A 23,474-nucleotide genomic window follows, 5' to 3' on the forward strand; every position below is an offset into this window, starting at 1 on the left:
TTATAAATATGCATCATCTTCTTGGCTGATCATTTTGCAAAAACGGTTGATTTCTAGGAAACTGTTCTTCTAATAGTTTTTTCAGTTTCTTTTCTATTTTTTGATGCTTTTTATTTCCTGATAAATTAACATAAGCTAACAAACTATTTTTATGCTCATATAGTTCTGCTTCTAATATTTCATTCGTTACAGAATCTCTCCATTCCGTATAGCGCCAATTGCCATCGGTAACTGTACAACCCATTATTTTTTTGCCTCTTGCATAAACACTAAATGCGGCTTCATCCCATTTTTTATTGGGCTTGTCTACAACCGAAAGAAAACTTTTGCCGTCAGAATCTGGCCCTTCTAAACCGCAATACTCAACTAGCGTAGAAAAGATATCGACATTCTCTATTAAGGCATCAGAAGTTTTGCCAGTCACTCTATTTTTATAGCTCGTTTCTCTACTCACAATTAAAGGCACTCTAACATCTATTTCTAAATTAGATTGCTTGCACCATAACGCGTATTCTCCAATTTTATAACCATGGTCACTCATGAAAATTACCATGGTATTTTTTCTTAAATCTAGCTTTTCTAAGGTTTCCATGACTTTACCGACTTGGGCATCTACATAACTAATTGAAGCATGATAACCATGTATTAACGCTCGTGTTAAATCATCATCTAAATCGCCTTCTGTAGGAATTCCGTGATAGCTTTTTAATTCTCCCCATTTGGGTAGTGCCAACCTATAAGCGCCTTCTGGTTTTTGCCTTGATGGAATTTTAAAATCATTTTTATCATATAAATCCCAGTATTTCTTAGGTGCATTATAAGGTAAATGTGGCTTGCTTAAACCTACAAACATTATAAAATTATCGTCCTTAACCTTGTTCAAAGTTTCTATGACATAATTAGCTGCACGTCCGTCTTTATAGGCTTCGTCTGCGACATCTGCATCTTCAAAAGCTGGTCCTTTTAACGGTTTTACACCTTCAGATTTTAGGCGTTCCATTAATGCTATATTTTCAGGTTTATGGTAACTGTTTGCTTCTTTTTCGAAATAGGTTGTCCATTGGTTTTTATCATCACTACCATGATGATATACTTTACCAATACTTACCGTTTTGTATCCATTGTCATTGAATAATTGTGGCATAGAAACAACCTCTTTATGCACTTTACGCAGTGGTGTGAAAATACTATAAATACCAAGTGTTTCTGGACGCAAACCTGTTAAAGTGCTCATTCTGGAAGGTGCACAAATGGCTTGTTGTACATAAGCTTTGTTAAACATAACACCTTCTGACGCTAGTTTGTCTATGTTTGGTGTAACTGCCGTTTCGCTTCCATAACAACCTAATTCTGCTCTTAAATCATCTACATAAAAAATTAATACATTGGGTTTCTCTTTTTGAGCAGAAACTGATGTGCAAGCACATAGTATGAGAAGTAAACCTATAATTTTTTTCATTTTTATAACCATTGTCTTATGCGATATTGATTCGTACTACTTTTCTATATAGTTTAATAAGATATTTTTGACATTGTCAACATTTCCTTGTTTTAATCCGCCATTTGTAGCTCCTGTAATCCAATATAATACCATACCTGCATCTGAACAATCCCATTTTCCTTTTTGGAATTTTACGATATTATCTAGTTCTGCCAATTTTCCTTGAATCCATATGCCTTGAATTCTAGGGTCAGGATGATTTTTCGCCCAATCCCAATCTTCAAGTTTAACTTTTAGCTTAATATTCTGGTCTGGAATCCGAACTTCTTCTACTCCAAAATCTAATATATCTTGCCATTCGTAGAAATCTCCTGCATCGTCGTTTGCTGAATGATGTGTCACCACTTTGACAAATTGGTGTTTCTCTTTTGGTGAAGCTTTTAGGGCAAATCCGATAATATCTGGTTCGCCTGCTTCGATAATCCAAAGTGGGTCATCTACAGTAGAAACACTTATGGCATGTGCTAAATCTTTAATCGTCTTTTCCATTTTCCACTTCGCATCTAGAAATGTGAGTGACTCAAAACCGCCCCATCGTCTTGCTGTAACATCACAACAACTTTGCATTAAAGCATGACGCTCTTTTTCAGCCGACTCAGAAATTCTTTGATTTCTTATCAAATCACAACTATGTGAGTAATGCACCAATCTGTTTTCGAGTCCAGCAGCTCTTAACAAGGCAATAGAAACTGCAGTACCTCCAAGGTCATCTGGGTCTGGTGAGTTACCATCTGCTACAATGGCAATACGACCTGCAGGCGCTTTAATTACAGGTACAGAATTTCGCACCACATCTATGTTGCTTTTGAATGGTGTTTTTATAATCGCTTTACCTTTACCCACTGGCGCAAAAATGATTCCCGACCAACGTGCTCTCGCCCATTCTTTTCCATCAGCACTGGCTATTTTTGCTACGACTTTAATTTTATCACTTTTTTTAAGTTTTACATTTTCCCAAAGCGCATTATTATTTTCGCCTTCTTCAAAAACATCGTTTGATAATGGCGGTTTAAACATGCCTAATTTTTTATCATTAATTAGAATTCTGAACTCAGATTGTCCATCATTTTCTCCCACACTAACAAATATCAAATCGTAGTTTCCATTTTTAAATGTAAAAGGTGTTGATGTTTGTGCTTCTTTTTGCTTGTTTGGATTAATCCCTAGCCATTTGCCACCTGCATGCTTGTAAAATCCTGTGCCATTTATAGGAAAATCATCAATAGGTAAGGTCTTATTTTCAATGTTGGATGCTGCAATTTGTTTGTAGTACGATTGCATAGGCCAAAGCGTAGTGACCTTTAACCCTTCATCTTTTGGAATGTATGTGCTGTCCTTTGTTAGGATAAATTTATCAAACTCAAAACCATCTTCGCGCATACTAAATTGGATATCGTGGATACCTGCTTTTTCAATATCTAAATAGATTTGTTTTGGCACACCACAATGTTCTTCTTTTGTACGTTGTTTGCTTTCCCAAGTCCATTTATTTTTTCCTTCGCACCATTGCATACGTTGCCCATGTTCTGGCCACTCACCATTTAATCCAACGTGTATGCCGTTATCTTCACTTCCTGTGCTAAAAGCGCGCACCCAAACATAGTAGCGTCCTGGATTATTTATTCTGACTTTATAATGCAAAATGCCTAATTCACCTGCTTTATTAGAGAAATTTTCTCCTTGAATGAGCTTATCAGAATGCGTGACTCTCGTATCTGGTAATATTTCAATATATGCGGCATTACTTGCACCTGAATGATGTTGCGTATCGTCATCTCGACCTACATGAGATACAGCGTCTTTAGACGTGATATACCATTGTCTAATTTCTGATTTACTTTGTTTATTAAAGTATTCGGCTTCAACGGCTACCATGCCATTATTTTCCATAAAAATAACGTCGTCATCAACAATTGACATATTGAAATTTGTCGATTGGGCATTCAAAAATAAACTTGAGACTAGAAGTAAACAGATTACAAATTTTAGGTTCATTTTTTCAACTTATTTAAGTTTTGATTGAAATGTGTATGTCCCAGATTGCACTTCTAATTCAAAAGCATCTTTTCCTGTGTTATTCAACTTCATATTTGAATTATCTTCAAACGTTTTTCCATCAATTTCGAGTGCTTGGCTTGTGTCAGCAGGTATAATTACTTTGGCCGTTGTATTTGGCGGAATTACCACTTCCAAATCGAACTTCCCATCCTTAATTTCCCATGAAGACGATACCTTTCCGAAAGGTGTGTTTAAACTTGCCGAAGCCGATGTTAATGGCTCTTTGGCTTGAGGCGCAATTTTAATGACTTTATATCCTGCTTCCAAAGGTGCAATACCTGCAATACGTTCATACATCCATTCACCTATGGCACCATAGGCATAATGATTTAAACTATTCATGCTCATAGGATTGTAACCTTCGGTTTTACTGTAGCTATTCCAACGTTCCCAAATTGTTGTCGCACCTTGATTGATAGAATAAAACCACGAAGGATAGGTTTCATTGAATAATAATTTATAGACCATATCTACTTCGCCCATATCGTCTAAAACTCTTGACAACAATGGTGTTCCTAAAAAGCCTGTTCTTAGATGATAGTCAGCGTCTTTAAGCTTACGCAATAAATTAGTCTGCGCGTTCTTAATTTTAGATTCAGGTAATAGATCGAATGCTAATGCCAACAAATAAGATGTTTGGGTTTCTGTGACGCCTTTTACTTTTCCAGTCTCATCAAAAAACTCATCATCAAAAGCTTTTGCTACGGTTTGATATAGTGCTTCATACTTAGCTTGCTCTTCTGTTTTACCAAGAACTTCGGCAGTAAGAGCCGTTAATTTTGCAGAATGCGCAAAAAATGCCGTACCGATTAAATTCCTTGAGGTGTCTCCTCTATTATTACCACTTTCAGGAAAAGGTTGCAACCAATCTGAAAACGACATCATATTAGAAATATGGTTATTTGATTTTTTTTGATGATACCCAACCCAATTTTTCATCATCTCAAAATTATCTTCTAAAAAACCTACATCGCCAGTTCGCATGTAAATTTTCCAAGGAATAATTGTGCCTACATCACCCCAACCTGAACTTGCGATTTTATTTCCTCTTGAATCTGGAACCGTCCACGGAATGGCACCATCCTCTAGTTGTGCTTCCCTTACACTTTGCAACCAACTTGCCCAGAATTTATATACATCGGCATTAAACATGGATGTTGGCCCGAATACTTGTGCATCTCCTGTCCAACCCAAACGTTCATTACGTTGCGGACAGTCGGTTGGGATATCTAAAAAATTTCCTCGCAAACCCCAAACAATGTTGCTTTGTAGTTGATTTAGTTTTTCATGCGAAGAGGTAAACGTACCGTTATCTTCAAAATCAGAATACTGCACAATACCTGTTACCCAATCCTTCGTTGGTGTTTCTGAGGTATCAAATCCACTTAATTCAACAAATCGAAAACCATGAAACGTAAATTTTGGTTGATATTCAATATCTCCATCTTTAGCGGCAATATAATAATCTGTAGAATGTGCGCTTCTATAATTTTCAGTATAAAACGTACCATCTGGTGATAGCATTTCGGCAAACCTTATTTTAAGGGTATCTCCTTTTTTCATTGGAACATTTACAACAGGCACACCTACCATATTTTGTTTTAAATCGAACACAACCGCTCCATCATTATTTGTGATGTTTTGTGGCGCTAATTCAACTTTTTCTTTTACAGAAGTATGACGTTTTGGTTCTAACTTCACATTTGTATCAATAGCTGCAACTTCAACTTTCGTCCAAGTTTTATCATCAAAATTATTAGTCGTCCAATTAGGCATTTCCATATTCGCGTTATAAATTTCGCCATCGTAGATTTCTGCAAACTGAAGTGGACCGTTGGTCATTCCTTTCCAACTATCATCAGAAACAATAATTTCTTTAGAACCGTCACTCATGGTCATTTCTAACTGTGCTAAAACTTTTGGTGAAATTGTATTATCCCATGGTGTGGTTCCCCAAAGTAAACGACCAGAATACCAACCCGAAGCCAGTTCAACACCAATGGTATTTTGCCCAGATGCTATTAAATTCGTAACATCATAAGTCAAGGTCTCAATGCGCTTATCGTAAGTTGTAAAACCAGGCGACATCGCATCGTCTGAAACGTTTTCACCGTTTATAGACACATCAAAAACGCCTTTCGAAGTAATGTATAAGCGTGCTGAAGTTACATCTCCGGATAATTCGAATCCTTTTCTTAAATATTGTGGTTTGTGTATCAGTACTTTTTCTCGTCCGCGAATACTGTCCTTAGCGGTATCTAAACCAACCCAATTGGCTTTCCAATCACTATTGTTTAATAAACCCAATTCAAAATGATTGGTTTCACTCCACGTTGATGCTTCACCATCTTGATTCCAATATTTCACTTGCCAATATACTTTTTGGCGAGATTCGAGTGATTTCCCTCCATATGTAATCCAAGTTGATTGCTCTGAATTCTGTTTTTGAGAATCCCATAAATCGGCATTATCTGGAAGTAAATCTGGGTTACTCGCTGCTACAATGTGATAAGCAGACTGACTTTTATTGCTTTCTGACACAGGTAATTGCCATGAAAATGTTGGGTTAGCATCATAAAAGCCTAATGGATTTTCAAACCCTTCGGAAATAGTCAAATCTTTTGCGCTTTCTAATGAAACTTTAGAGTCACAAGACATTGTTATACTCAAAAAGACAAAAGCGTATGCGAAATATTTGAAATTTGATTTTTTAAACATGATTTAAATTTTAGTTTGAAAGTTATATGTTCCTGGTTCTGCTACAATCTTTATTGAATTACTATCAGAACTGATTAATTTTAAATTTGAAGTTTCTTTGAAAGCACTTCCATTTACGATTAAATTATCTTGTATTCCATAAGGAATTTGAATCTCAGCAGTTGTATTTGGTGGAATCACAACATCAAGGTTAAAAGTACTATTTTCTATTTTCCATGATGATGATGCGTTTCCATAAGGGGTTTTTACACTTGCAGAAGCCGATGTTAAAAACTCGGCATTCGGTAAAGGTGCAATTCTAATTTTCTTGTATCCTGGTTCTAATGAAGCTAAACCAGCTATGCGCTCGTACATCCATTGGCCAATGGCTCCGTATGCATAATGGTTAAGGCTGTTCATACTTTGCGGATTATAGCCGTCAGCTTTACTGTAGCTGTTCCAACGTTCCCACATAGTGGTTGCTCCTTGATTTATAGAATAAAACCAAGATGGATAGGTTTCCTTGAAAAGGATTTTATACATCAAATCTATCTCGCCCATATCATCCAAAACTTTTGGTAGAAGTGGTGTTCCTAAAAATCCTGTTCCTAAATGATAATCGGCATTCTTAATTTCTTCAAGCAAGTGGTTTTGTGCTTTTAGTTTGGTTTCTGGTTTAAATAAATCGAAATAAATGCCTAGCAAATAACTTGTTTGGGTTTGTCTGTCCTGTTTAAACTTTCCGTTTTCATCAAAAAATTCATTTTCAAATGCATTAGCAACAGTTTTATATAAGGCTGCATATTTTTTTTCATCATCTGTTTTGCCTAAAACACCAGCAATTTTAGATATTAAATGCGCAGAATGCGCAAAATAAGCCGTATTAATTAACTCTTTTGGTGTATCGCCTCTATTTGCTTTTTTAAGTGTTTCAGATGGATAAGGTTGTAACCAATCTCCAAACGAATGCATTATTGGTATATAAGGTTTCTTTTTAACTTTTGATTGATAGTACCCAACCCATTTTTTCGCCGATTCATAGCTTTCTTCAAGTACTGTAATATCTCCTGTGATATTGTAAATATCCCAAGGGACAATAACACAGGCATCTCCCCAACCAGAACCTCCGTTTTTGTTTTGCAATACATCTGGCACTATAAAAGGTACTAAACCGTTTTTGTGTTCAGACTGATTTTCTCTTAAACTTTGCAACCAAGCTGTCCAAAATGCATGTGTATCATAATTAAACAATGCTGTTGGCGCAATGACTTGAGCATCTCCTGTCCAACCCAAACGTTCATCGCGTTGCGGGCAATCTGTTGGAATATCGAAAAAATTACCTCGCAAACCCCAAGTAATATTCTCTTGAAGTTGATTCAGCTTATCATGTGATGATGTAAATGTACCTTTATCTTCAAAATCTGTATGCTGTACCAAACCTTGAACCCAATTTGATTCTGGTTTTACTTGTTCATCATAACCACTTAATTCCACATATTGAAAACCGTGAAAGGTGAATTTAGGTGTGTATTCTATAACGCCGTCTTTAGATGCTATATAATAATCTGTGGAATGCGCCGAACGGTAATTTTTGGTGTAGAATGTTCTATCTGCTAATAACATTTCAGAAAAACGAATTTTTAAGGTATCCCCTTTTTTCATGGGTACTTTTAGCTTGGGCACGCCAACCATATTCTGTTTTAAATCAAAAATAGCTAAATTATCATGTGCTGAAATTAGTTCTACATCATCAATAATGGTTTTATTTTTTACAGTATGATGTCTTTTTGGTTCATGTTTTACGTCAAAAGACATTGATTCTGCTTCTAAAGTTTCCCAAGACACATCATCGAATTCCGCATTTCTCCAATTTGGAATTTCAAAATTTGAGTCGTAAACCTCACCATCATAAATACTTGCTAATCGTATTGGTCCGTTAGTAGTACCTTTCCAAGATTCGTCTGATATAATCGTTTGTTTAGAACCGTCTTTCATCGTTATTTCTAACTGACAAAGAATTTTGGGTGATGAAAAATTATCGTAAAGTGCAGTTCTTCTGCTAATTCTTCCTGAATGCCATCCAGAAGCTAATTCTACAGCGATTGCATTATTTCCTGTTTCTAAAAATCTTGTAACATCATAAGTCAATGTTTCTATGCGATGATTGTATGGCGTCCAACCTGGTGGCATGACATCATCACTTACATTTTTTCCATTTAAATGTACATCAAAAACCCCTTTTGCCGTAATGTACAATCTTGCAGAAGCAACATCCGAAGACAACTCAAATCCTTTTCTTAAATATTGTGGTCTGTGCATTAAAAATTTTCGAACGCCTTTAATGCTATCTTTTGCAGTATCTAATCCTGCCCATTTGGCTTTCCAATCGGCATTATGCAGCAAGCCTAATTCAAAAGTATTTATGTCGCTCCAATCTGAAGCCTTTTCATCTTGGTTCCAATAGCGTACTTGCCAAAACACCTTTTGTCGAGATTGTAATTCCGAACCTTGATACTTTACAAAAGTAGATTGAGAACTCTTTTGTTTTTTAGAATCCCACAAATCTGGATTATTTGGTAATAAATTCGCTGAAGATGCCACAACGATTTGGTATGCCGATTGTGATTTAATGTCTTCTGAAACCGGTAATTGCCATGAAAATGTTGGATTAGCATTGTAAAAGCCTATTGGGTTTACAAAATTTTCAGAAAGCTTTAAAGATTGAGGTCTCTTTATTTCTTCCTGATTGCACGACACGCAAACGAAAAATGACACAATGCAGCACCAAAATAATAAGGGAAGTTTTGATTTTTTTGATTGTTTCATTTTACATACACTGAGCTATATTTTTAAAGCTCTTCTAAGATTGACATAGTAATTACCAAAGTCTAATTTTTTTCAATAAAAACTATCCTGTACAATTGGGTATTCACTAAACAGAAAGTACAGGTCAGTTTTTAGGTAATGATATTTTAAATTTGGTATTTAACAATTAAATGATGCAAAAAAATACACTAATACAATCAAAAAAATAATTAATTATGAGTAAAAACTACAATATTGCGGTTGTCCCAGGTGATGGCATTGGAAATGAAATTGTACCTGAAGGCTATAGAGTTTTAGAAGCAGTAGCCAAGAAGCATAACTTTGGTTTAACATCTAAAACCTTTGATTGGGGCGCAGGATACTATTTAAAGAATGGGAAATTCCTTCCAGATGAGGGCCTGGAAACACTTAAAAATTTTGATGCTGTATATTTTGGTTCAGTAGGATTACCAGCTGTTGATGATACACTTCCAGCAAAAGATTATACGTTTAAAGTTCGAACGACTTTTAATCAATACGTCAATTACAGACCTGTGAGAACGTATCCTGGTGTACAAAGACCATTAAGAACTGAAAAGCACATCGATTTTATTATTATTAGAGAAAATGTAGAAGGCGAATTTGTTCAAATGGGAGGTCAGTATTTACCTGATGAGGCTAACGGCATGGGAATAGATACTAGTGTTTTTACTAGAAAAGGTATTGAACGTGTGGCACATTTTGCATTTAAATTGGCTAGAAAAAGACGCAACAAAGTAACGCATATTACGAAGTCCAATACCTTGATTAACAGTTTATCTTATTGGGATCGTATTATTGGAGAAGTGGCCGAACAATATCCAGATGTAGTGCATGATCAAATGTATATTGATAATTGTACCGCTAGTTTTGTTTTAAAACCAGAAGTTTTTGATGTCGTTTTAACAACTAATCTTTTTGGTGATATTTTAAGTGATTTAGGTGGAGCAATTATGGGAAGTCTAGGTCTTGGAGGAAGTGGTAATATTAATCCTGAAAAAGAATTTCCATCAATGTTTGAACCTATTCATGGTTCTGCACCAGATATTGCCGGTCAAAATATTGCGAATCCTTATGGGCAAATCTGGTCTGCAGCCATTATGTTAGAGCATTTAGGCGAAGTTGAAGCTGCTAATAATATTATGGAAGCCATTGATAAATCTACCTCTGAGGGTGTTTTAACAATTGATTTAGGTGGAAATGCAAAAACATCCGATGTAGCAGATGCAGTTATTAAAAACCTTTAAAAAATGCAAATTGTTGATCTTACATTAACCTATACAAATAGTTCTACAGGCTTCTCAAAGGAAACTAGTAGAACTATTGAAAAAGACGGATGGAACGCAAGTACTTTATCTTTCTATTCGCATTGCGGCACACATATGGATGCCCCTATTCATTTTAATGTAAGTAATCAAACTATTGATAAAATCCCTGTTTCAGACTTTGTAGGTAAAGCTTGGGTTGTTGATGTTCGTCAAATAGGTCCAAAGGGATTAATAACAGTATCTCATATTTCTAAAGATATTTTGAATACATTTTCCTCTGGAGATAGTTTAATTTTTTGGACTGATTGGTCAAAATATGTCAACACCTCAAAATATAGAGACGACTTACCAAGAATAAGTGAAGATTTAGCTAATTGGTGTGTTGAAAATAAAGTGAAAATGATTGGTGTTGAACCACCTTCAGTTGCTGACGTGAATAATATTGAAGAAGTTACTAAAATTCATCAAATATTATTAAAAGGAGTTGTGATTATAGAAGGCTTAACCAATCTTGAAAAATTACAATCAAATTGTGTGGAATTAATTGCTTTACCTCTAAAAATAGGAGAGGGCGATGGTGCGCCAGCACGAGTTATAGCTATTGAAAAGTATTAATGAGCATACCAGTTACAGACATATTAAATAATTTACCTGAAGAAGACAGCACTAATTTTAGATCTAAAAATAAATCTTTATTCGAGGCTAACAACAAAGCTTGTATCGTTATAGATGATGATCCTACTGGTAATCAAACCGTTTATAATATACCATTATTAACAACATGGGATGTTGATACTTTGGTTTATGAACTAAAGCAATCTTCAGTATTTTTTATTCTAACAAACTCTAGGAGTTTAAGTGCTGAACATTCAAAAAAAATCTATAAAGAAATAGCTCATAACATTAAAAAAGCTTCTGAAATTACTGGTAAAGATTTTACGCTTGTAAGTAGAAGTGATTCTACTTTACGCGGCCATTTTCCGTTGGAACCTAATACACTTAAAGATTCTTTGGGCTTAGACGAAGCTATTTCTGTTTTTATTCCGGTAATGTTTGAAGGCCATAGGGTTACCTTAAATGACACACACTTTATTATTGAAGGAGATGCTCTAATACCAGTTAGTGAAACACCTTTTGCGCAAGATCATTCTTTTAAATATTCACAATCAAATCTCAAAGCATATATTGAGGAAAAATCTCAAGGAGAAATCAAATCTTCAGAGGTGTATTCTTTTTCTTTGGACAGCATTAGAAATGCAGATACAGAAGTCCTTTCCGAAAGTATTCTCAAAATTCCAACTGGTCGTTATTGTATTTTTAATAGCCTAAATTATTGCGATTTAGATAAAGTTGCACATGCCTTATTGCTTGCTGAAAAATCTGGTAAACATGTTATTTATAGAACGTCAAGTTCATTTATACCTTCTTATATCGGTTTAGAGTCAAAGGGCTTAATTGATAAGGATAATTTGTTAAGCTATAAAACCAGTCATGGTGGATTAACCGTTGTTGGCTCTTATGTTAAAAAATCATCAGAACAACTTAAAAAGGCCTTAGAACTTTTTGATTCGAATACTATAATTGAGGTAGATATAGCAAGTATTTTAGGAGATGCTTCAAAGGATTACATAACATCTATAATTCAAAAAACAGATACCAATTTAAAATCTGGTAAGGATACTATTGTCTTTACCAGTAGAAAATTAGTAACCGGAAAAGATGCTTCATCGACTATAAACATAGCATCCACTATTTCTAACGCATTGGTTAGTATTATCAATGGTTTAAAAACAAGACCTAAGTACCTAATTGCCAAAGGTGGTATTACATCACATGATTTGGCTACTAAAGGTTTAAAAATGAAACGTTCTGAAGTCATTGGGCAAATAAAGCAAGGTATTCCTGTTTGGAAAATGGGAAATGATACCAAATTCCCAAAATTACATTTTATCGTATTTCCAGGTAATGTTGGAACTACGAATACATTAAAAGAAGTAATAACTAAACTATCATAATATGGGCACTCGCATACCAACAAAAAGATATGGTTTCTTTTTAGGATCATTTTTAATAACGCTTTTATTGTATGTTGATCGCGTGTGTATTTCATCAGCAAAAGATTCAATAAGTGCCGATTTAAGTCTTACCGATATTCAAATGGGATGGGTTTTAAGTGCATTTGCTTTGGGCTACGCCTTATTTCAGGTTCCTGGAGGCACGTTAGGAGATAAATATGGTGTGCGACGAGTAATGACCACAATTATGGTGTTATGGTCAATTTTTACCGCATTAACAGGAGTTGCATGGAATTATATTTCTATGCTGTTTTTTAGGTTTGTTTTTGGAGCTGGAGAAGCAGGAGCCTTTCCAAATATTTCAAGAGCCGCTTTTTCTTGGGTGCCTACAAAAGAAAGAGGCATCTTTCAAGGTATAAATTTTTCTGGTTCCAGACTAGGTGCTGCTTTCGCTTTGCCTTTAGTAGCATACTTAATTGATGTTTGGGGATGGAAAAATATATTTTATTTTTTCGGTGCAATAGGAGTCGTTTTCGCTGTATTGTTTTTTACATTATTCAGAAATAAACCAGAGGAACACTCAGGTTTATCCGATATTGAAAAAGAATATATTGTAAAAAATAGACAGCAAGAAGTTGAAAAAATAGGAGGAAATCTGCCCATAAAAACGGTTTTAAGGTCTAAAAACGTGATACTGGCTATGATTCAGTACATAGGAAGCAACTTTATTTTCTTTTTTATGTTAACGTGGTTATTCCCTTATATAAAGGCCAAATATGAACTTAGCTTGGTAACAACTGGTTTTTACGCTATGCTACCTCTATTAGCTGGTGCGGTAGGAAATTGGGTGTCTGGCTTTATGGTAGATAGCATTTATAAAAAAGGGAAATGGAAACAATCCAGACAAATACCAGCTACCATTGGTTTTATTTTAGTAGTAATTGGCATATTATCAAGTTTATATATGGACACTGCTTTAGCATCTGTTTTATGTTTATCAGTTGCTATTTTTGGTGCCGACATGACCTTAAGTCCATCTTGGTCGTTCTGCATGGATATTGGTGAAGAGAATTCTGGTAAAGTATCTGGTATGATGAATATGGCAGGGAATTTAGGAGCATTTTCAACAGCTTTGGCATTTCCCTACTTACGCGATTGGACAGGCTCTGACGAACCCTTCTTTTATGTTGCGGCTGTCTTAGGAGTAATAGCTATATTCTGTTGGTCTTTTATGAACCCAAACAAAAAACTAAATGATGACATCTAAATTAAAAGGGGTTGCTATAGGAGCAGGATATTTTAGTAAGTTTCAATATGAAGCGTGGACTCGTATTCCTGAAGTTGAAATAACGGCACTCTGTAATTCAAATTTAGAACGTGCAAAAGGTATTATGGAACCTTATGGTGTTAAGAATCACTATACAGATTATAAAGAAATGATTCTTAAAGAAAAACCAGATTTTGTAGACATCATAACACCACCCGAAACACATTTTGAAATGTGCAAGTTTGCTGCAGATCATGGTGTACATATAATTTGTCAAAAACCTTTGGCTCCAACTATTGAGGAGTCACAAAAAATTGTGGACTATGTTTCTAAAAAAAATGTTCGATTTGTGGTACACGAAAATTTCAGGTTTCAACCATGGCATAGAGAAATAAAGAAAATAATAAATCATGACGAAATCGGAGAACTTTTTAGTCTTAACTTTAGGTCTCGTATGGGAGATGGTTGGGGAGAAGATGCCTATTTAGCAAGGCAACCCTATTTTAGAGATTATAAAAAGTTGCTTATTTATGAAACGGGTGTGCATTTTATAGATACCTTCCGTTATCATGCCGGAGAAGTTAAAAGTATATATGCTATTTTAAAAAGGTTGAACCCAGTTATTAAGGGAGAAGATTCAGGTTTAATGTTATTAAATTTTGAAAACAACTCTCATGCTATTTGGGACGCAAATAGATATAATGAAAACAATTTCAAAAAATCGCGCTATACTTTTGGTGAATATTTAATTGATGGCTCTAAAGGCTCAATTCGGTTATATTCTGATGGAAACATTACTATTCAACATTTAGGAGAAAAAGAGAAAAAACATGAGTATGTGCACAACGATATTGGTTTTGCTGGTGATTGTTGTTATATCTTCCAGAGGGATTTTATTGATAAACTTATTTCTGGAGATAAGTTCGAAACCAGCGGAGAAAACTATTTAAAAACCCTACAAGCTCAAGACGCTGTTTATAAATCTGCAGAAATCAATAGACCTATTTTTTTTTAATTAATTATAATACAAACAAAAGCCAGAAAAGATAAACTTTCCCTGAATCTGTAATAAATTATTATGCCAATACCAAGACTTAATTTAAGGGCTATATCTATCTAGTCAATAACTATTTTACTATTATATATATGTTGATTATCGCCAATAACCCTTATGATATAAATCCCAGACTTAAATTTATTATCTGTATCTATTTCTATTGCACCTGCTGTAATAGAATTTGTATAAACAGTCTTACCTAAAATATCGTAAATAGTAACTGTCGCATCATTAAAACCGTTTAATGCTATTGTAAATTTATCATTAGTCGGATTAGGAAAAATATTTACTAAAAAAGGATCAACATCTACCTCTGGAGTACTTAATGTTGTGGACTCTACTAGCCATTTGGCTCTATCATCGTTATTTGAAGAGTGAATAATTGTGCCGTCAATATTGTGATACAAATATCTATTAACATTTCTAGTTTCAAACGTATAGGTACCATCTGCATTAGGTATAACAGTCCATATTTTATCAACATCAACTCTAGGCGGAGTAAAATTTGTGCTTATCATGGTGCCAGCTGAACCTCCCGCAAATCTTAGGATGCCTCTTTCACCATTATCGATATTGTAATAATCACCTGAGCCAGAAGCTATAAATTCCCATTCGCTTACCACACCATCTCCCGTGTCACTAGTAACAACAGCAGAACCATCAGACATTAAGTATTTTCCAGTTACAAAATTTTTCAATCTATAAATATCGCCTGATAAATCTGTCGGATCATCAATTTCTATATTAACAGTGATTTCGTTAGAAGTTACAGTTTCATTATTTGCATTATAGGCTACAGCCTGAATATCGTAAGCACCCTCTGTATCTGGTGTCCAATCTAAAGTATATGGCGCAGTGGTGTCTTCTCCAAACAACGCACCATTAAGCAAAAACGCTACTTTAGAAATACTTCCATTCTCATCGACGGCATCTGCAGAAATGGGTATTGTTTCACCTAAGTCATAAGTTTCATCATTAAACGGCGACGTTAATGATACTCTAAATGGTTCTTGAATGATATCTAAATCAATTATCTGTAAATACAATGGTCTTGTATCATCTGAATGCCCACTTTCCATTAAATAGTAGTACAATTTACCATCCGCTATATAAACTCTACCATGTCTGAATGTTCTGCCTGTTGTAGGCTGATATACCGTTGTAAAATTATTAGTGCCACCTGCAGCTTTTTGTATTCGAATGCGACCGTTTGTTAGACCAATTAAAAATATATCATTACCAGCCGTGTAGATGGCTTCTGCTCCCGAAAAACTCTCTGTAGTAATAAAATCCGTAGCACCTGCTGGTCTGTAAGTATGTAAATTCTTGGTCACATTAAATTCATCATCCCTAACGCGACTAATTATGTGTTCATCACCATTCTCGGTAACCGTCCAATCAAATCCACCTACAATATAGACTTGATTTGTTTGGGTGGTTTGTGCATAATCTCCTGGCTCCATCACCTTTATCTCATCGGCGTTACGTAGCGGTAAAGTAATACTTGTACCTTCATGGTTTTTCCAATTAGTGGCACCACTTTGATCATCAGAATACGCATAATATACGCCATTTTGATACAGATACTTATCTGTATTATTTCCAGAACGTCGTTGAAAACCGATTCTAATTTTTCCACCAACATATTTTAATCTACCGTACATTCCCCAATTATAATCTTGACCAAAATTACTAGCGTTTTTATCTGCAAACTTTATAAAATCAGACCAAGTGGATGTAGCTGCATCATATTTTGCGAAGTGATACCCTCCATTTGAGCTTGAGCCCTTTCGCATCGAAAAAAACAAATCTCCTTGATTATTTAGAAAAAATTGCGGATAAGTAAGCTCAGAAAATGCACCATAATTTTCGACACCGTTTAAACTTAAATGCTTATAACCACCGTTAGCATTTTGAACAAATTTGTCTAAGGTGAATTCTGCATCAGGAACTGAGGCTGCATTTGCGACAGAATACGAATACCTAAAGTAATCATCGCTTAAACTTCCATCTGAAGGTCTGGTATTGGTATAAGCATGCATATCAAAAAGCAGATGAATGGTTCCATCTAAAGGGCTTACACCTACACCAATGGTATTATGAGATTCACCAATATACCATATATTACGCCAACCTGTATGTTTGTGCGGAAACTCAATGGTAGCCGTGGTTCCTGTAATGGTATTATAACGGGTTAGCATCATATTTCTATTAGCTTTACCGCCTTTATACCAAGTCATAAACACATATTCATTATACGTGGTTATGCAATCTCCATGGGCCGAGATTTGTGGCCCAAATTTATAGTCGTAACCTGTAGTTGAATTTGGTGCCGATTCATCATTTACTTGTACACCATCAAAGTGTAAAGCGATATCTGTAATTTCAACTTCATTTTCTAGAACTACTTGAGCAGAAATAAAATAAGTAGTTAATGATAAAAGTAAACAGACATATTTGATACTCCAACTTATCTTAAAGTATTTTTCTTTCATAGTATTTAAAATATAAACACTTAAAATTACAGTGAAAATGCCTTTAAACAATCCTGTACAATCAGGTGAGTTTAATAATTTAAGTTTAAATTCGTTTACAGATAAATAAAAAGGCTAGAGCTATTAAACCTCTAGCTTCTTTAAGCAATTAAGTGTTATTTATAATTTATCTAATCATAAGCTTGGTATGAAAAACCCTTTGATTTTCATCCACTACTTTTATAAGGTATAGTCCTGATTTGAATTGCCCATTATTTTCAATATTAATTTTATCAGAATCCATAGTATCTTGATAAACAATTTTTCCGAGCATATTGTAAATTATAACATTGGCTTTATTGACACTATTTAACTGAATTGTAAACGCGTCCTCAGCTGGATTTGGAAAAATCTTTGCCGTAAAAACATCAGCTTCAACCTCAGGAGTACTGAGCGTTGTTGATTCTACGATCCATTTTGATCTATCGTCTGTGTTTCCGACATGTTCAATAACACCATTAGCATTATGGTATATGTAGTTTGAACCATTTCGAGTTTCAAACTGATATGTGCCATCATTGCTATTATAAATTACTGTAAATTGTTTATCGGAATCTTCTCTTGGTGCGGCAAAACCAGTATTAATGATATCATTTGCAGGATTTCCTGCTGACCTTAAAATTCCTCGGTCAGATCTTTTACTTTCTATATTATAATAAGCACCAGCCAGTACAAACTCCCATTCTTTATCGCCAGGAGCGACATTGGTACCATCATCAGCCTCTACGACATCTGCACCTACGGAATGTAAGTACTTTCCTGTGACGAAATTCTTGATGCGGTAAATATCACCTGTTAAATCAGTTGGATCAAAAACTTGAATATTAACTGTAATTTCAGTAGAATTCACAGTTGCATTACTTGCGTTATAAGCTACAGCTTGAATATCATAAGCGCCTTCCGTAGTTGGTGTCCAATCTAAAGTGTAAGGTTCTGTGGTATCTTCTCCAAACACTGCTCCATTAAGTAAAAACTCCACTTTAGAGATACTTCCATTTTCATCAACTGCATCTGCTGAAATTTGAATAGTTTCTCCTATATCATAAGTTTCACCATCAAACGGAGAGGTTAGCGATACTCTAAATGGTTCTTGTATAATATCTAAATCAATAATTTGTAGGTATAATGGTTGCGCACTACCTGAGGCATTTTCCATCATGTAATAATACAACTTACCATTATCTATGTGTACTCGACCATGGTCAAAGGTTTTTCCAGAAGTAGCCTGATATACTGTAGTAAAATTATTAGTGCCACCTTCCGTTTTTTCAACTTTAACTCTACCACTACTTAAACCAATAATAAAGACATCATCTCCAGCAGTGTAAATAGCATCCGCACCAGAAAAGTTTTCTGAGGTTATAAAATCGGTAGCACCAGCCGGTTTATAAGTATGCAAATTCTTAGTCACATTAAATTCGTTATCTCTTACTCTGCTGATGATGTGTACATCACCATTATCGGTAACCGTCCAATCGAAACCTTGTACGATATAAACTTGATTAGCTAGGGTTGTTTGCACATAATCTCCAGGCTCCATTACTTTAATTAAGTCGGCATCGTATAATGGTAAGCTAAAACTAGTGCCTTCATGATTTTTCCAATTTGATGCCCCAGTTTGATCGTCAGAATAAGCATAATACACACCATTTTGATATTGGTACCTGTCATTATTATCTGCAGAGCGTCGTTGAAAACCGATTCGCATTTTACCATTGACGTACTTTATGCTACCATAAAGTCCCCAATTAAAATCGACACCTGTTTGACTTTGAGCATTCAGTGCGTTAAAATCTATAAAATTAGACCACATAGAAGTCGTTGCATTGTATTTAGTGAACTTATACTTGCCATTATTATTTCCGCCTTCACGCATGTTCATCAAAAGTTCTCCTGCATCGTTTAGAAAAAAAGATGGATAGGTTAATCCATCAAATTCATTTTGATTTTCGTTACCTGTTAACTTTAAATGCTTGTAGCCACCACTTCCGTTCTGAACAAATTTATCTAAGGTAAATTCGGCATCAGAAAGCGATGCTGTATTTGCTATTGAATAGGAATATCTAAAATAATCATTGGCTAAACTCCCATCTGATGGTCTTGTTGCACTATAGGCATGCATATCGTACAATAAGTGTATGGTTCCGTCTAAAGGACTTACACCAACAGCAATAGTATTGTGAGATTCTCCGAGCCACCACTTATTTTGAAAACCAGTGTGTGTGTGCGGAAACTCTATTGTTGCCATGGTACCAGTTACGGTGTTGTATCGCGTTAACATGACATGTCTATCTGTTTTTCCACCACGATACCAAGTCATAAAAACATAATCTCCGTAAGTCTTTATACAATCACCATGTGCAGAAATGTTTCGTCCGAAAACATAATCGTAAGTAGTGGTACTTCCATTATCAGATGATGTATTTGGCACTTTACTTCCATTAAAGTGTAAACCAAAATCAGTAATATGTACTTCATTTTCTAAAACTACTTGTCCAAACTGAAGTTGAACAAAGCACAACGTGAGAAAAAGGCATAAGTTTTTCCTTAAAAGCCTTATACTGAGTGTGTTTTCTTTCATGCTTTTTCTTTTTCTTTTTTCTTCAAACTTGAAGAATTCAATAAAAATAATTATAACAATGTAAAATAGTATCCTGACCTATCCTGAGAAATAGTTAAAAAATCTATTTCATGTAGAACACTTCTTCTAAAGGTACAGATATTGGTGAATTATCTGGATTCACCTCCATAATATCTGCCATAAAATCCCACCATTTTTTTACGATAGTATTAGAAGCTAAATCTTGAGAACCACCAGAACCTGACACTTTTTGAAAAGCAAACAACGTATGTGTTTCTTCATCTAAAAAAATAGAATACTCACTAACACCATTAGCTTTTAAGAGTGCTTTAAGTTCTGGCCATAACTCATCATGACGCTTTTTATACAGTGCTTTCTGCCCTTTATTCAGTTTCATTTTAAAAGCAAGTCTTTGCATAGTTCCTTATTTTACTTTAACGTTAATAGTATGTAAGCGCGCACCTAAATTTTTACTTCTGGCTCCTGGAGAAGCATTACCTACAATAATTTCAGCATTTCCTTTATGTCTTTTTGTATTTCCCTGATCATCAAAATAATTAAAGGCATTAGAGTCAATTTTAAAACTAACTTTTAAGGATTCTTTTGGTTTTAATGTAATGCGCTTAAAATCTTTAAGCGATGCTAATGGAACACCTTCATCGTTGCCTTTTAAAGTTATATACAATTGTATGACATCTTCAATAGTGCGATTGCCTTCATTGGTTATTGTAGCTTCAATTGTTTGAGTTGTATTTTTTTTAATGATTTCAGAATCAATATTAACATTTGTCATTGACATCTTTGAGTACGTAAGTCCATAACCAAAAGGATATAAAGGCTCTTTAGTCATGTACTTATAAGTTCTTCCTTTCATGCTATAGTCTTCATAGGCTGGCAACTGTTCTTTATTTTTAGGAAAGGTTATGGGTAATTTACCAGATGGAGAAATGTCTCCAAAAATAACATCTGCTATGGCATTGCCACCTTGCTCTCCTGGATACCATGCATAAATTACTGCGTCAGCTAACTCGCTCACTTCAGTTAAATCTAAAGGGCAACCAGCAAACACAACTACTATTAAAGGCTTATTGTGTTTACCTCTCATTTTTCTTAAATATTCAATTTGATTTTCAGGCAATTGCATGGTAATATTATCACCTTTATTGCTTGAACCGATGGCTTCGTTCTCTTCTCCTTCCATAACTATGGTCAATCCTAAAGCGACAATCGTTGCATCAGCCTTTGCTGCTAAATGACTATAATTATCTCCCTTATTTTTATTGGACTGATTGATCATTGCTCCTGCACGATACTGGACTCTGGTAATTGGAGACACTTTACCAACTACACCTTCTAACAAGGTTACTAAATTATCTCCTAAACCGTGATAATTCCCAATTAAGGTTCTTATGTCTCCTGCCAGTGGGCCACTCACATATAGTTGTTTGATATCTTTTTTCAACGGCAAGACATTGTCATTTTTTAAAAGCACTATCGATTTTTGAGCTACTTTTTTAGCGAGTTCTATGTTTTCTTCTGAATGAATTACTTCTAAACCAATAGTTGAATAGGGGTTTAACTCAGGAGAATCAAACATTCCCAATTTAAACCGTGTTTTCAATAATGGACGCAAACCATTATCAATATCTTCATCTGTTATAAGTCCCTGACTGTAGGCTTCATTAAGTTGTTTGTAGGTATTACCACAATTTAAATTTGTACCACTTTTTAAGGCCAATGCCGCAGATTCTGCGGGTGTTTTAGTAAGACCATGGTCTCTATGAAAATTGCGTACTGCGCCGCAGTCACTTACTACATGTCCTTTAAAGTTCCAATTATCTCTTAGAATCATTTGTAGTAAGGTTTGGCTACCACAACAGGCTTCATTATTGGTTCTGTTATAGGCGCACATCACCGCTTCAACACCAGCATCTACACATGCTTTAAAAGCAGGTAAATAGGTTTCATGTAAATCTTGGCTATTAACAACAGCATTAAAACTGTGCCTATCAGCTTCTGGCCCACTATGAACCGCAAAATGTTTTGCGCAGGCTGCTGTCTTTAAATATTTAGGATGGTTGCCTTGCATTCCTTTAATAAAAGACGCACCAATTTGTCCAGATAGAAAAGGGTCTTCTCCATAGGTTTCCTGACCTCTTCCCCAGCGTGGATCTCTAAAAATATTAACGTTTGGACTCCAAAAGGAAAGTCCCATATAACGAATAAACTCTCCATTGTTCCTTACTAAATGATTATTAACGGCTCTTGCTTCGTCTGAAATAACACTGCCAATCTCTTCGATTAATTCTGTATCAAAAGTAGAAGCTAGACCTATAGCCTGAGGAAAAATAGTAGCTTTTGGACCACGAGCAACACCATGTAAAGCTTCATTCCACCAGTCGTAGGATTTAATATCTAAGCGTTCTATCTCACTACTCGCATTTATCAATTGTGATATTTTCTCATCTAAAGTCATACAATTGATTAGTAGTTCTACACGTGCATCAAAACTTAACTCAGTGTTCAACCAAGGTTTTGAATCGCAACCCGTCTGACATATTCCACTAAATGGAAAATGTAGTAAAGTTATAAACAGTAATACTAGCGTTTTATTCATAATAACTTGGATTAAAAACTATTGGTAACAAGACTATAATAAGGATAATTCTTTATCAAAAAAATCATCCCATCTTTTGTAATACAAAAGATGGGATGATCTAAAAAAACATTTTATATCAAATATGTAATGTTATTCTTTTACTATTTTTTTTGTAAAACTAGCACCGTTCTCTCCTTGTAGTTTTACAATATACATACCACTAGTGAGTGTACTTACATCTAATTTAGTAGATGAAGCGTCATCTTCAAGACTACTAGAAATGACTTGTTTTCCAAGTAAATCATAAATAGCAATTTGCTTAATGCTTTGATTTAAGCCCTCTATTGATAATTCATCTTTAACAGGGTTAGTGATAACAACAGAACTTGTATCAAACTCTTCAGTGCTTAATGCAGTAACAAGAATGAAACGAATATCGTTAATTGTACCCCCATTTTGAAACAGTACTTGATCACCTGCTGCCGTTGGAGGTACGCTATATCTTAAGTTTCCTTGTCCTACAGGTTTAGCGAACAATGCATTGTTTCCACTGCCGCTCCAACCAGTCGCTTTTCTTCTTTGAAACTGGTCATAACCGTAGTCTGGATCACTTGTATCACTTATCGGCAGACCAGGTCTAACATTAACTCTAATCTCAGGATCTGCTCCGGACCCATCATAAGTTGATTGATCTACAATCATGGTAAAGGCTCCAGGACCAGGGGTGATGTCTGCTGTAATTTCCACATAACCAGAGGAAGCTGGCTCTCTATGGTCTATTACAGTCCAAAGTTGTGTTGCATCATCGCCTGCTAATTCGTCAGACCATACTAACTCACCAGAAGAACCATCGATGGTCATGTAAAGTTCCGTAGTCAATCCACATGTTGCAAGTTTATAAACACCTGGCTCAAGCCATAGTTCAGGACAATTCTGAGCCTGTACTTGAAGCGCAGACAGAGCAAATAGTACAAATGCACTAATTTTTAAAGTAATTTTTTTCATATTCATTGTTTTTAGTTAAAAAAATATTTAATGTACTTTCTGTTATAA

At 35.1% G+C, this 23,474-nt stretch carries 14 protein-coding genes; 5 read left to right on the forward strand and 9 right to left on the reverse strand.

All coding sequences use genetic code 11. The features are described from left to right. Nucleotides 1–13 precede the first annotated feature (13 nt). The 4 genes from Q0822_RS01565 to Q0822_RS01580 form a co-directional block, all read right to left on the reverse strand. On the reverse strand, nucleotides 14–1,459 hold the full coding sequence (locus tag Q0822_RS01565) for a sulfatase (RefSeq protein WP_299119260.1): 1,446 nt from the start codon (nucleotides 1,457–1,459) through the stop codon (nucleotides 14–16). Nucleotides 1,460–1,495: 36 nt separating this feature from the next. Beyond that, nucleotides 1,496–3,421 carry a hypothetical protein gene (locus Q0822_RS01570; protein WP_299119263.1) on the reverse strand — a complete coding sequence of 642 codons (1,926 nt, stop codon included), beginning with the start codon at nucleotides 3,419–3,421 and terminating at the stop codon, nucleotides 1,496–1,498. A gap of 84 nt (nucleotides 3,422–3,505) precedes the next feature. Then, nucleotides 3,506–6,277, reverse strand: a complete 2,772-nt coding sequence (locus Q0822_RS01575) for a family 78 glycoside hydrolase catalytic domain (RefSeq protein ID WP_299119266.1) — start codon at nucleotides 6,275–6,277, stop codon at nucleotides 3,506–3,508. A gap of 3 nt (nucleotides 6,278–6,280) precedes the next feature. After that, on the reverse strand, nucleotides 6,281–9,082 hold the full coding sequence (locus Q0822_RS01580; RefSeq protein ID WP_299119269.1) for an alpha-L-rhamnosidase: 2,802 nt from the start codon (nucleotides 9,080–9,082) through the stop codon (nucleotides 6,281–6,283). Between the two features lie 215 nt (nucleotides 9,083–9,297). Between Q0822_RS01580 and Q0822_RS01585 the strand changes: the two genes are divergently transcribed. From Q0822_RS01585 to Q0822_RS01605, 5 genes are read left to right on the forward strand one after another with little or no spacing between them, the layout of a single operon-like run. Then, nucleotides 9,298–10,347 carry an isocitrate/isopropylmalate family dehydrogenase gene (locus Q0822_RS01585; protein WP_299119271.1) on the forward strand — a complete coding sequence of 350 codons (1,050 nt, stop codon included), beginning with the start codon at nucleotides 9,298–9,300 and terminating at the stop codon, nucleotides 10,345–10,347. A 3-nt stretch (nucleotides 10,348–10,350) separates the two neighbouring features. Then, a complete protein-coding gene (locus tag Q0822_RS01590) occupies nucleotides 10,351–10,983 on the forward strand; it encodes a cyclase family protein (protein WP_299119273.1) in 633 nt (210 codons plus the stop codon). Continuing rightward, nucleotides 10,983–12,383, forward strand: coding sequence for a four-carbon acid sugar kinase family protein (locus Q0822_RS01595; protein ID WP_299119275.1), 1,401 nt, complete (start codon nucleotides 10,983–10,985; stop codon nucleotides 12,381–12,383). Before Q0822_RS01590 ends, Q0822_RS01595 begins: the two co-directional genes overlap by 1 nt. Nucleotide 12,384: 1 nt before the next feature. Then, nucleotides 12,385–13,650 (forward strand): MFS transporter, encoded by a 1,266-nt coding sequence (locus tag Q0822_RS01600; RefSeq protein ID WP_299119277.1) that lies wholly within the window; start codon nucleotides 12,385–12,387, stop codon nucleotides 13,648–13,650. Beyond that, a complete protein-coding gene (locus Q0822_RS01605; protein ID WP_299119280.1) occupies nucleotides 13,637–14,665 on the forward strand; it encodes a Gfo/Idh/MocA family oxidoreductase in 1,029 nt (342 codons plus the stop codon). The genes Q0822_RS01600 and Q0822_RS01605 overlap by 14 nt, the downstream gene beginning before the upstream one ends. A 101-nt stretch (nucleotides 14,666–14,766) precedes the next feature. Here the strand turns inward: Q0822_RS01605 and Q0822_RS01610 are convergent, their stop codons facing one another. From Q0822_RS01610 to Q0822_RS01630, 5 genes are all read right to left on the reverse strand, one after another. After that, nucleotides 14,767–17,202 (reverse strand): BNR-4 repeat-containing protein, encoded by a 2,436-nt coding sequence (locus Q0822_RS01610; RefSeq protein WP_299119283.1) that lies wholly within the window; start codon nucleotides 17,200–17,202, stop codon nucleotides 14,767–14,769. Between the two features lie 166 nt (nucleotides 17,203–17,368). Then, nucleotides 17,369–19,822 carry an Ig-like domain-containing protein gene (locus Q0822_RS01615; protein WP_299119286.1) on the reverse strand — a complete coding sequence of 818 codons (2,454 nt, stop codon included), beginning with the start codon at nucleotides 19,820–19,822 and terminating at the stop codon, nucleotides 17,369–17,371. 103 nt (nucleotides 19,823–19,925) lie between these two features. Then, the gene (gene rhaM, locus Q0822_RS01620; protein ID WP_299119289.1) at nucleotides 19,926–20,240 is read right to left on the reverse strand and encodes an L-rhamnose mutarotase; all 315 of its coding nucleotides are present in this window, start codon (nucleotides 20,238–20,240) and stop codon (nucleotides 19,926–19,928) included. A 6-nt stretch (nucleotides 20,241–20,246) separates the two neighbouring features. Then, on the reverse strand, nucleotides 20,247–22,439 hold the full coding sequence (locus Q0822_RS01625) for a glycoside hydrolase family 3 N-terminal domain-containing protein (RefSeq protein ID WP_299119292.1): 2,193 nt from the start codon (nucleotides 22,437–22,439) through the stop codon (nucleotides 20,247–20,249). A 132-nt stretch (nucleotides 22,440–22,571) separates the two neighbouring features. Further along, nucleotides 22,572–23,426: a T9SS type A sorting domain-containing protein gene (locus Q0822_RS01630; protein WP_299119295.1), complete on the reverse strand. Its 855-nt coding sequence runs from the start codon at nucleotides 23,424–23,426 to the stop codon at nucleotides 22,572–22,574. Nucleotides 23,427–23,474: the final 48 nt, after the last annotated feature.

Source organism: uncultured Winogradskyella sp., from assembly GCF_947496485.1.
Lineage (GTDB): Bacteria > Bacteroidota > Bacteroidia > Flavobacteriales > Flavobacteriaceae > Winogradskyella.

What these genes read in the sequence shown, in the direction of transcription:
- Q0822_RS01565 (WP_299119260.1), bottom strand. Translation starts at nt 1,459, where the DNA reads ATGAAAAAAATTATAGGTTTACTTCTCATACTATGTGCTTGCACATCA.
- Q0822_RS01570 (WP_299119263.1), bottom strand. Translation starts at nt 3,421, where the DNA reads ATGTCAATTGTTGATGACGACGTTATTTTTATGGAAAATAATGGCATG.
- Q0822_RS01575 (WP_299119266.1), bottom strand. Translation starts at nt 6,277, where the DNA reads ATGTTTAAAAAATCAAATTTCAAATATTTCGCATACGCTTTTGTCTTT.
- Q0822_RS01580 (WP_299119269.1), bottom strand. Translation starts at nt 9,082, where the DNA reads ATGAAACAATCAAAAAAATCAAAACTTCCCTTATTATTTTGGTGCTGC.
- Q0822_RS01585 (WP_299119271.1), top strand. Translation starts at nt 9,298, where the DNA reads ATGAGTAAAAACTACAATATTGCGGTTGTCCCAGGTGATGGCATTGGA.
- Q0822_RS01590 (WP_299119273.1), top strand. Translation starts at nt 10,351, where the DNA reads ATGCAAATTGTTGATCTTACATTAACCTATACAAATAGTTCTACAGGC.
- Q0822_RS01595 (WP_299119275.1), top strand. Translation starts at nt 10,983, where the DNA reads ATGAGCATACCAGTTACAGACATATTAAATAATTTACCTGAAGAAGAC.
- Q0822_RS01600 (WP_299119277.1), top strand. Translation starts at nt 12,385, where the DNA reads ATGGGCACTCGCATACCAACAAAAAGATATGGTTTCTTTTTAGGATCA.
- Q0822_RS01605 (WP_299119280.1), top strand. Translation starts at nt 13,637, where the DNA reads ATGATGACATCTAAATTAAAAGGGGTTGCTATAGGAGCAGGATATTTT.
- Q0822_RS01610 (WP_299119283.1), bottom strand. Translation starts at nt 17,202, where the DNA reads ATGAAAGAAAAATACTTTAAGATAAGTTGGAGTATCAAATATGTCTGT.
- Q0822_RS01615 (WP_299119286.1), bottom strand. Translation starts at nt 19,822, where the DNA reads ATGAAAGAAAACACACTCAGTATAAGGCTTTTAAGGAAAAACTTATGC.
- rhaM (WP_299119289.1), bottom strand. Translation starts at nt 20,240, where the DNA reads ATGCAAAGACTTGCTTTTAAAATGAAACTGAATAAAGGGCAGAAAGCA.
- Q0822_RS01625 (WP_299119292.1), bottom strand. Translation starts at nt 22,439, where the DNA reads ATGAATAAAACGCTAGTATTACTGTTTATAACTTTACTACATTTTCCA.
- Q0822_RS01630 (WP_299119295.1), bottom strand. Translation starts at nt 23,426, where the DNA reads ATGAAAAAAATTACTTTAAAAATTAGTGCATTTGTACTATTTGCTCTG.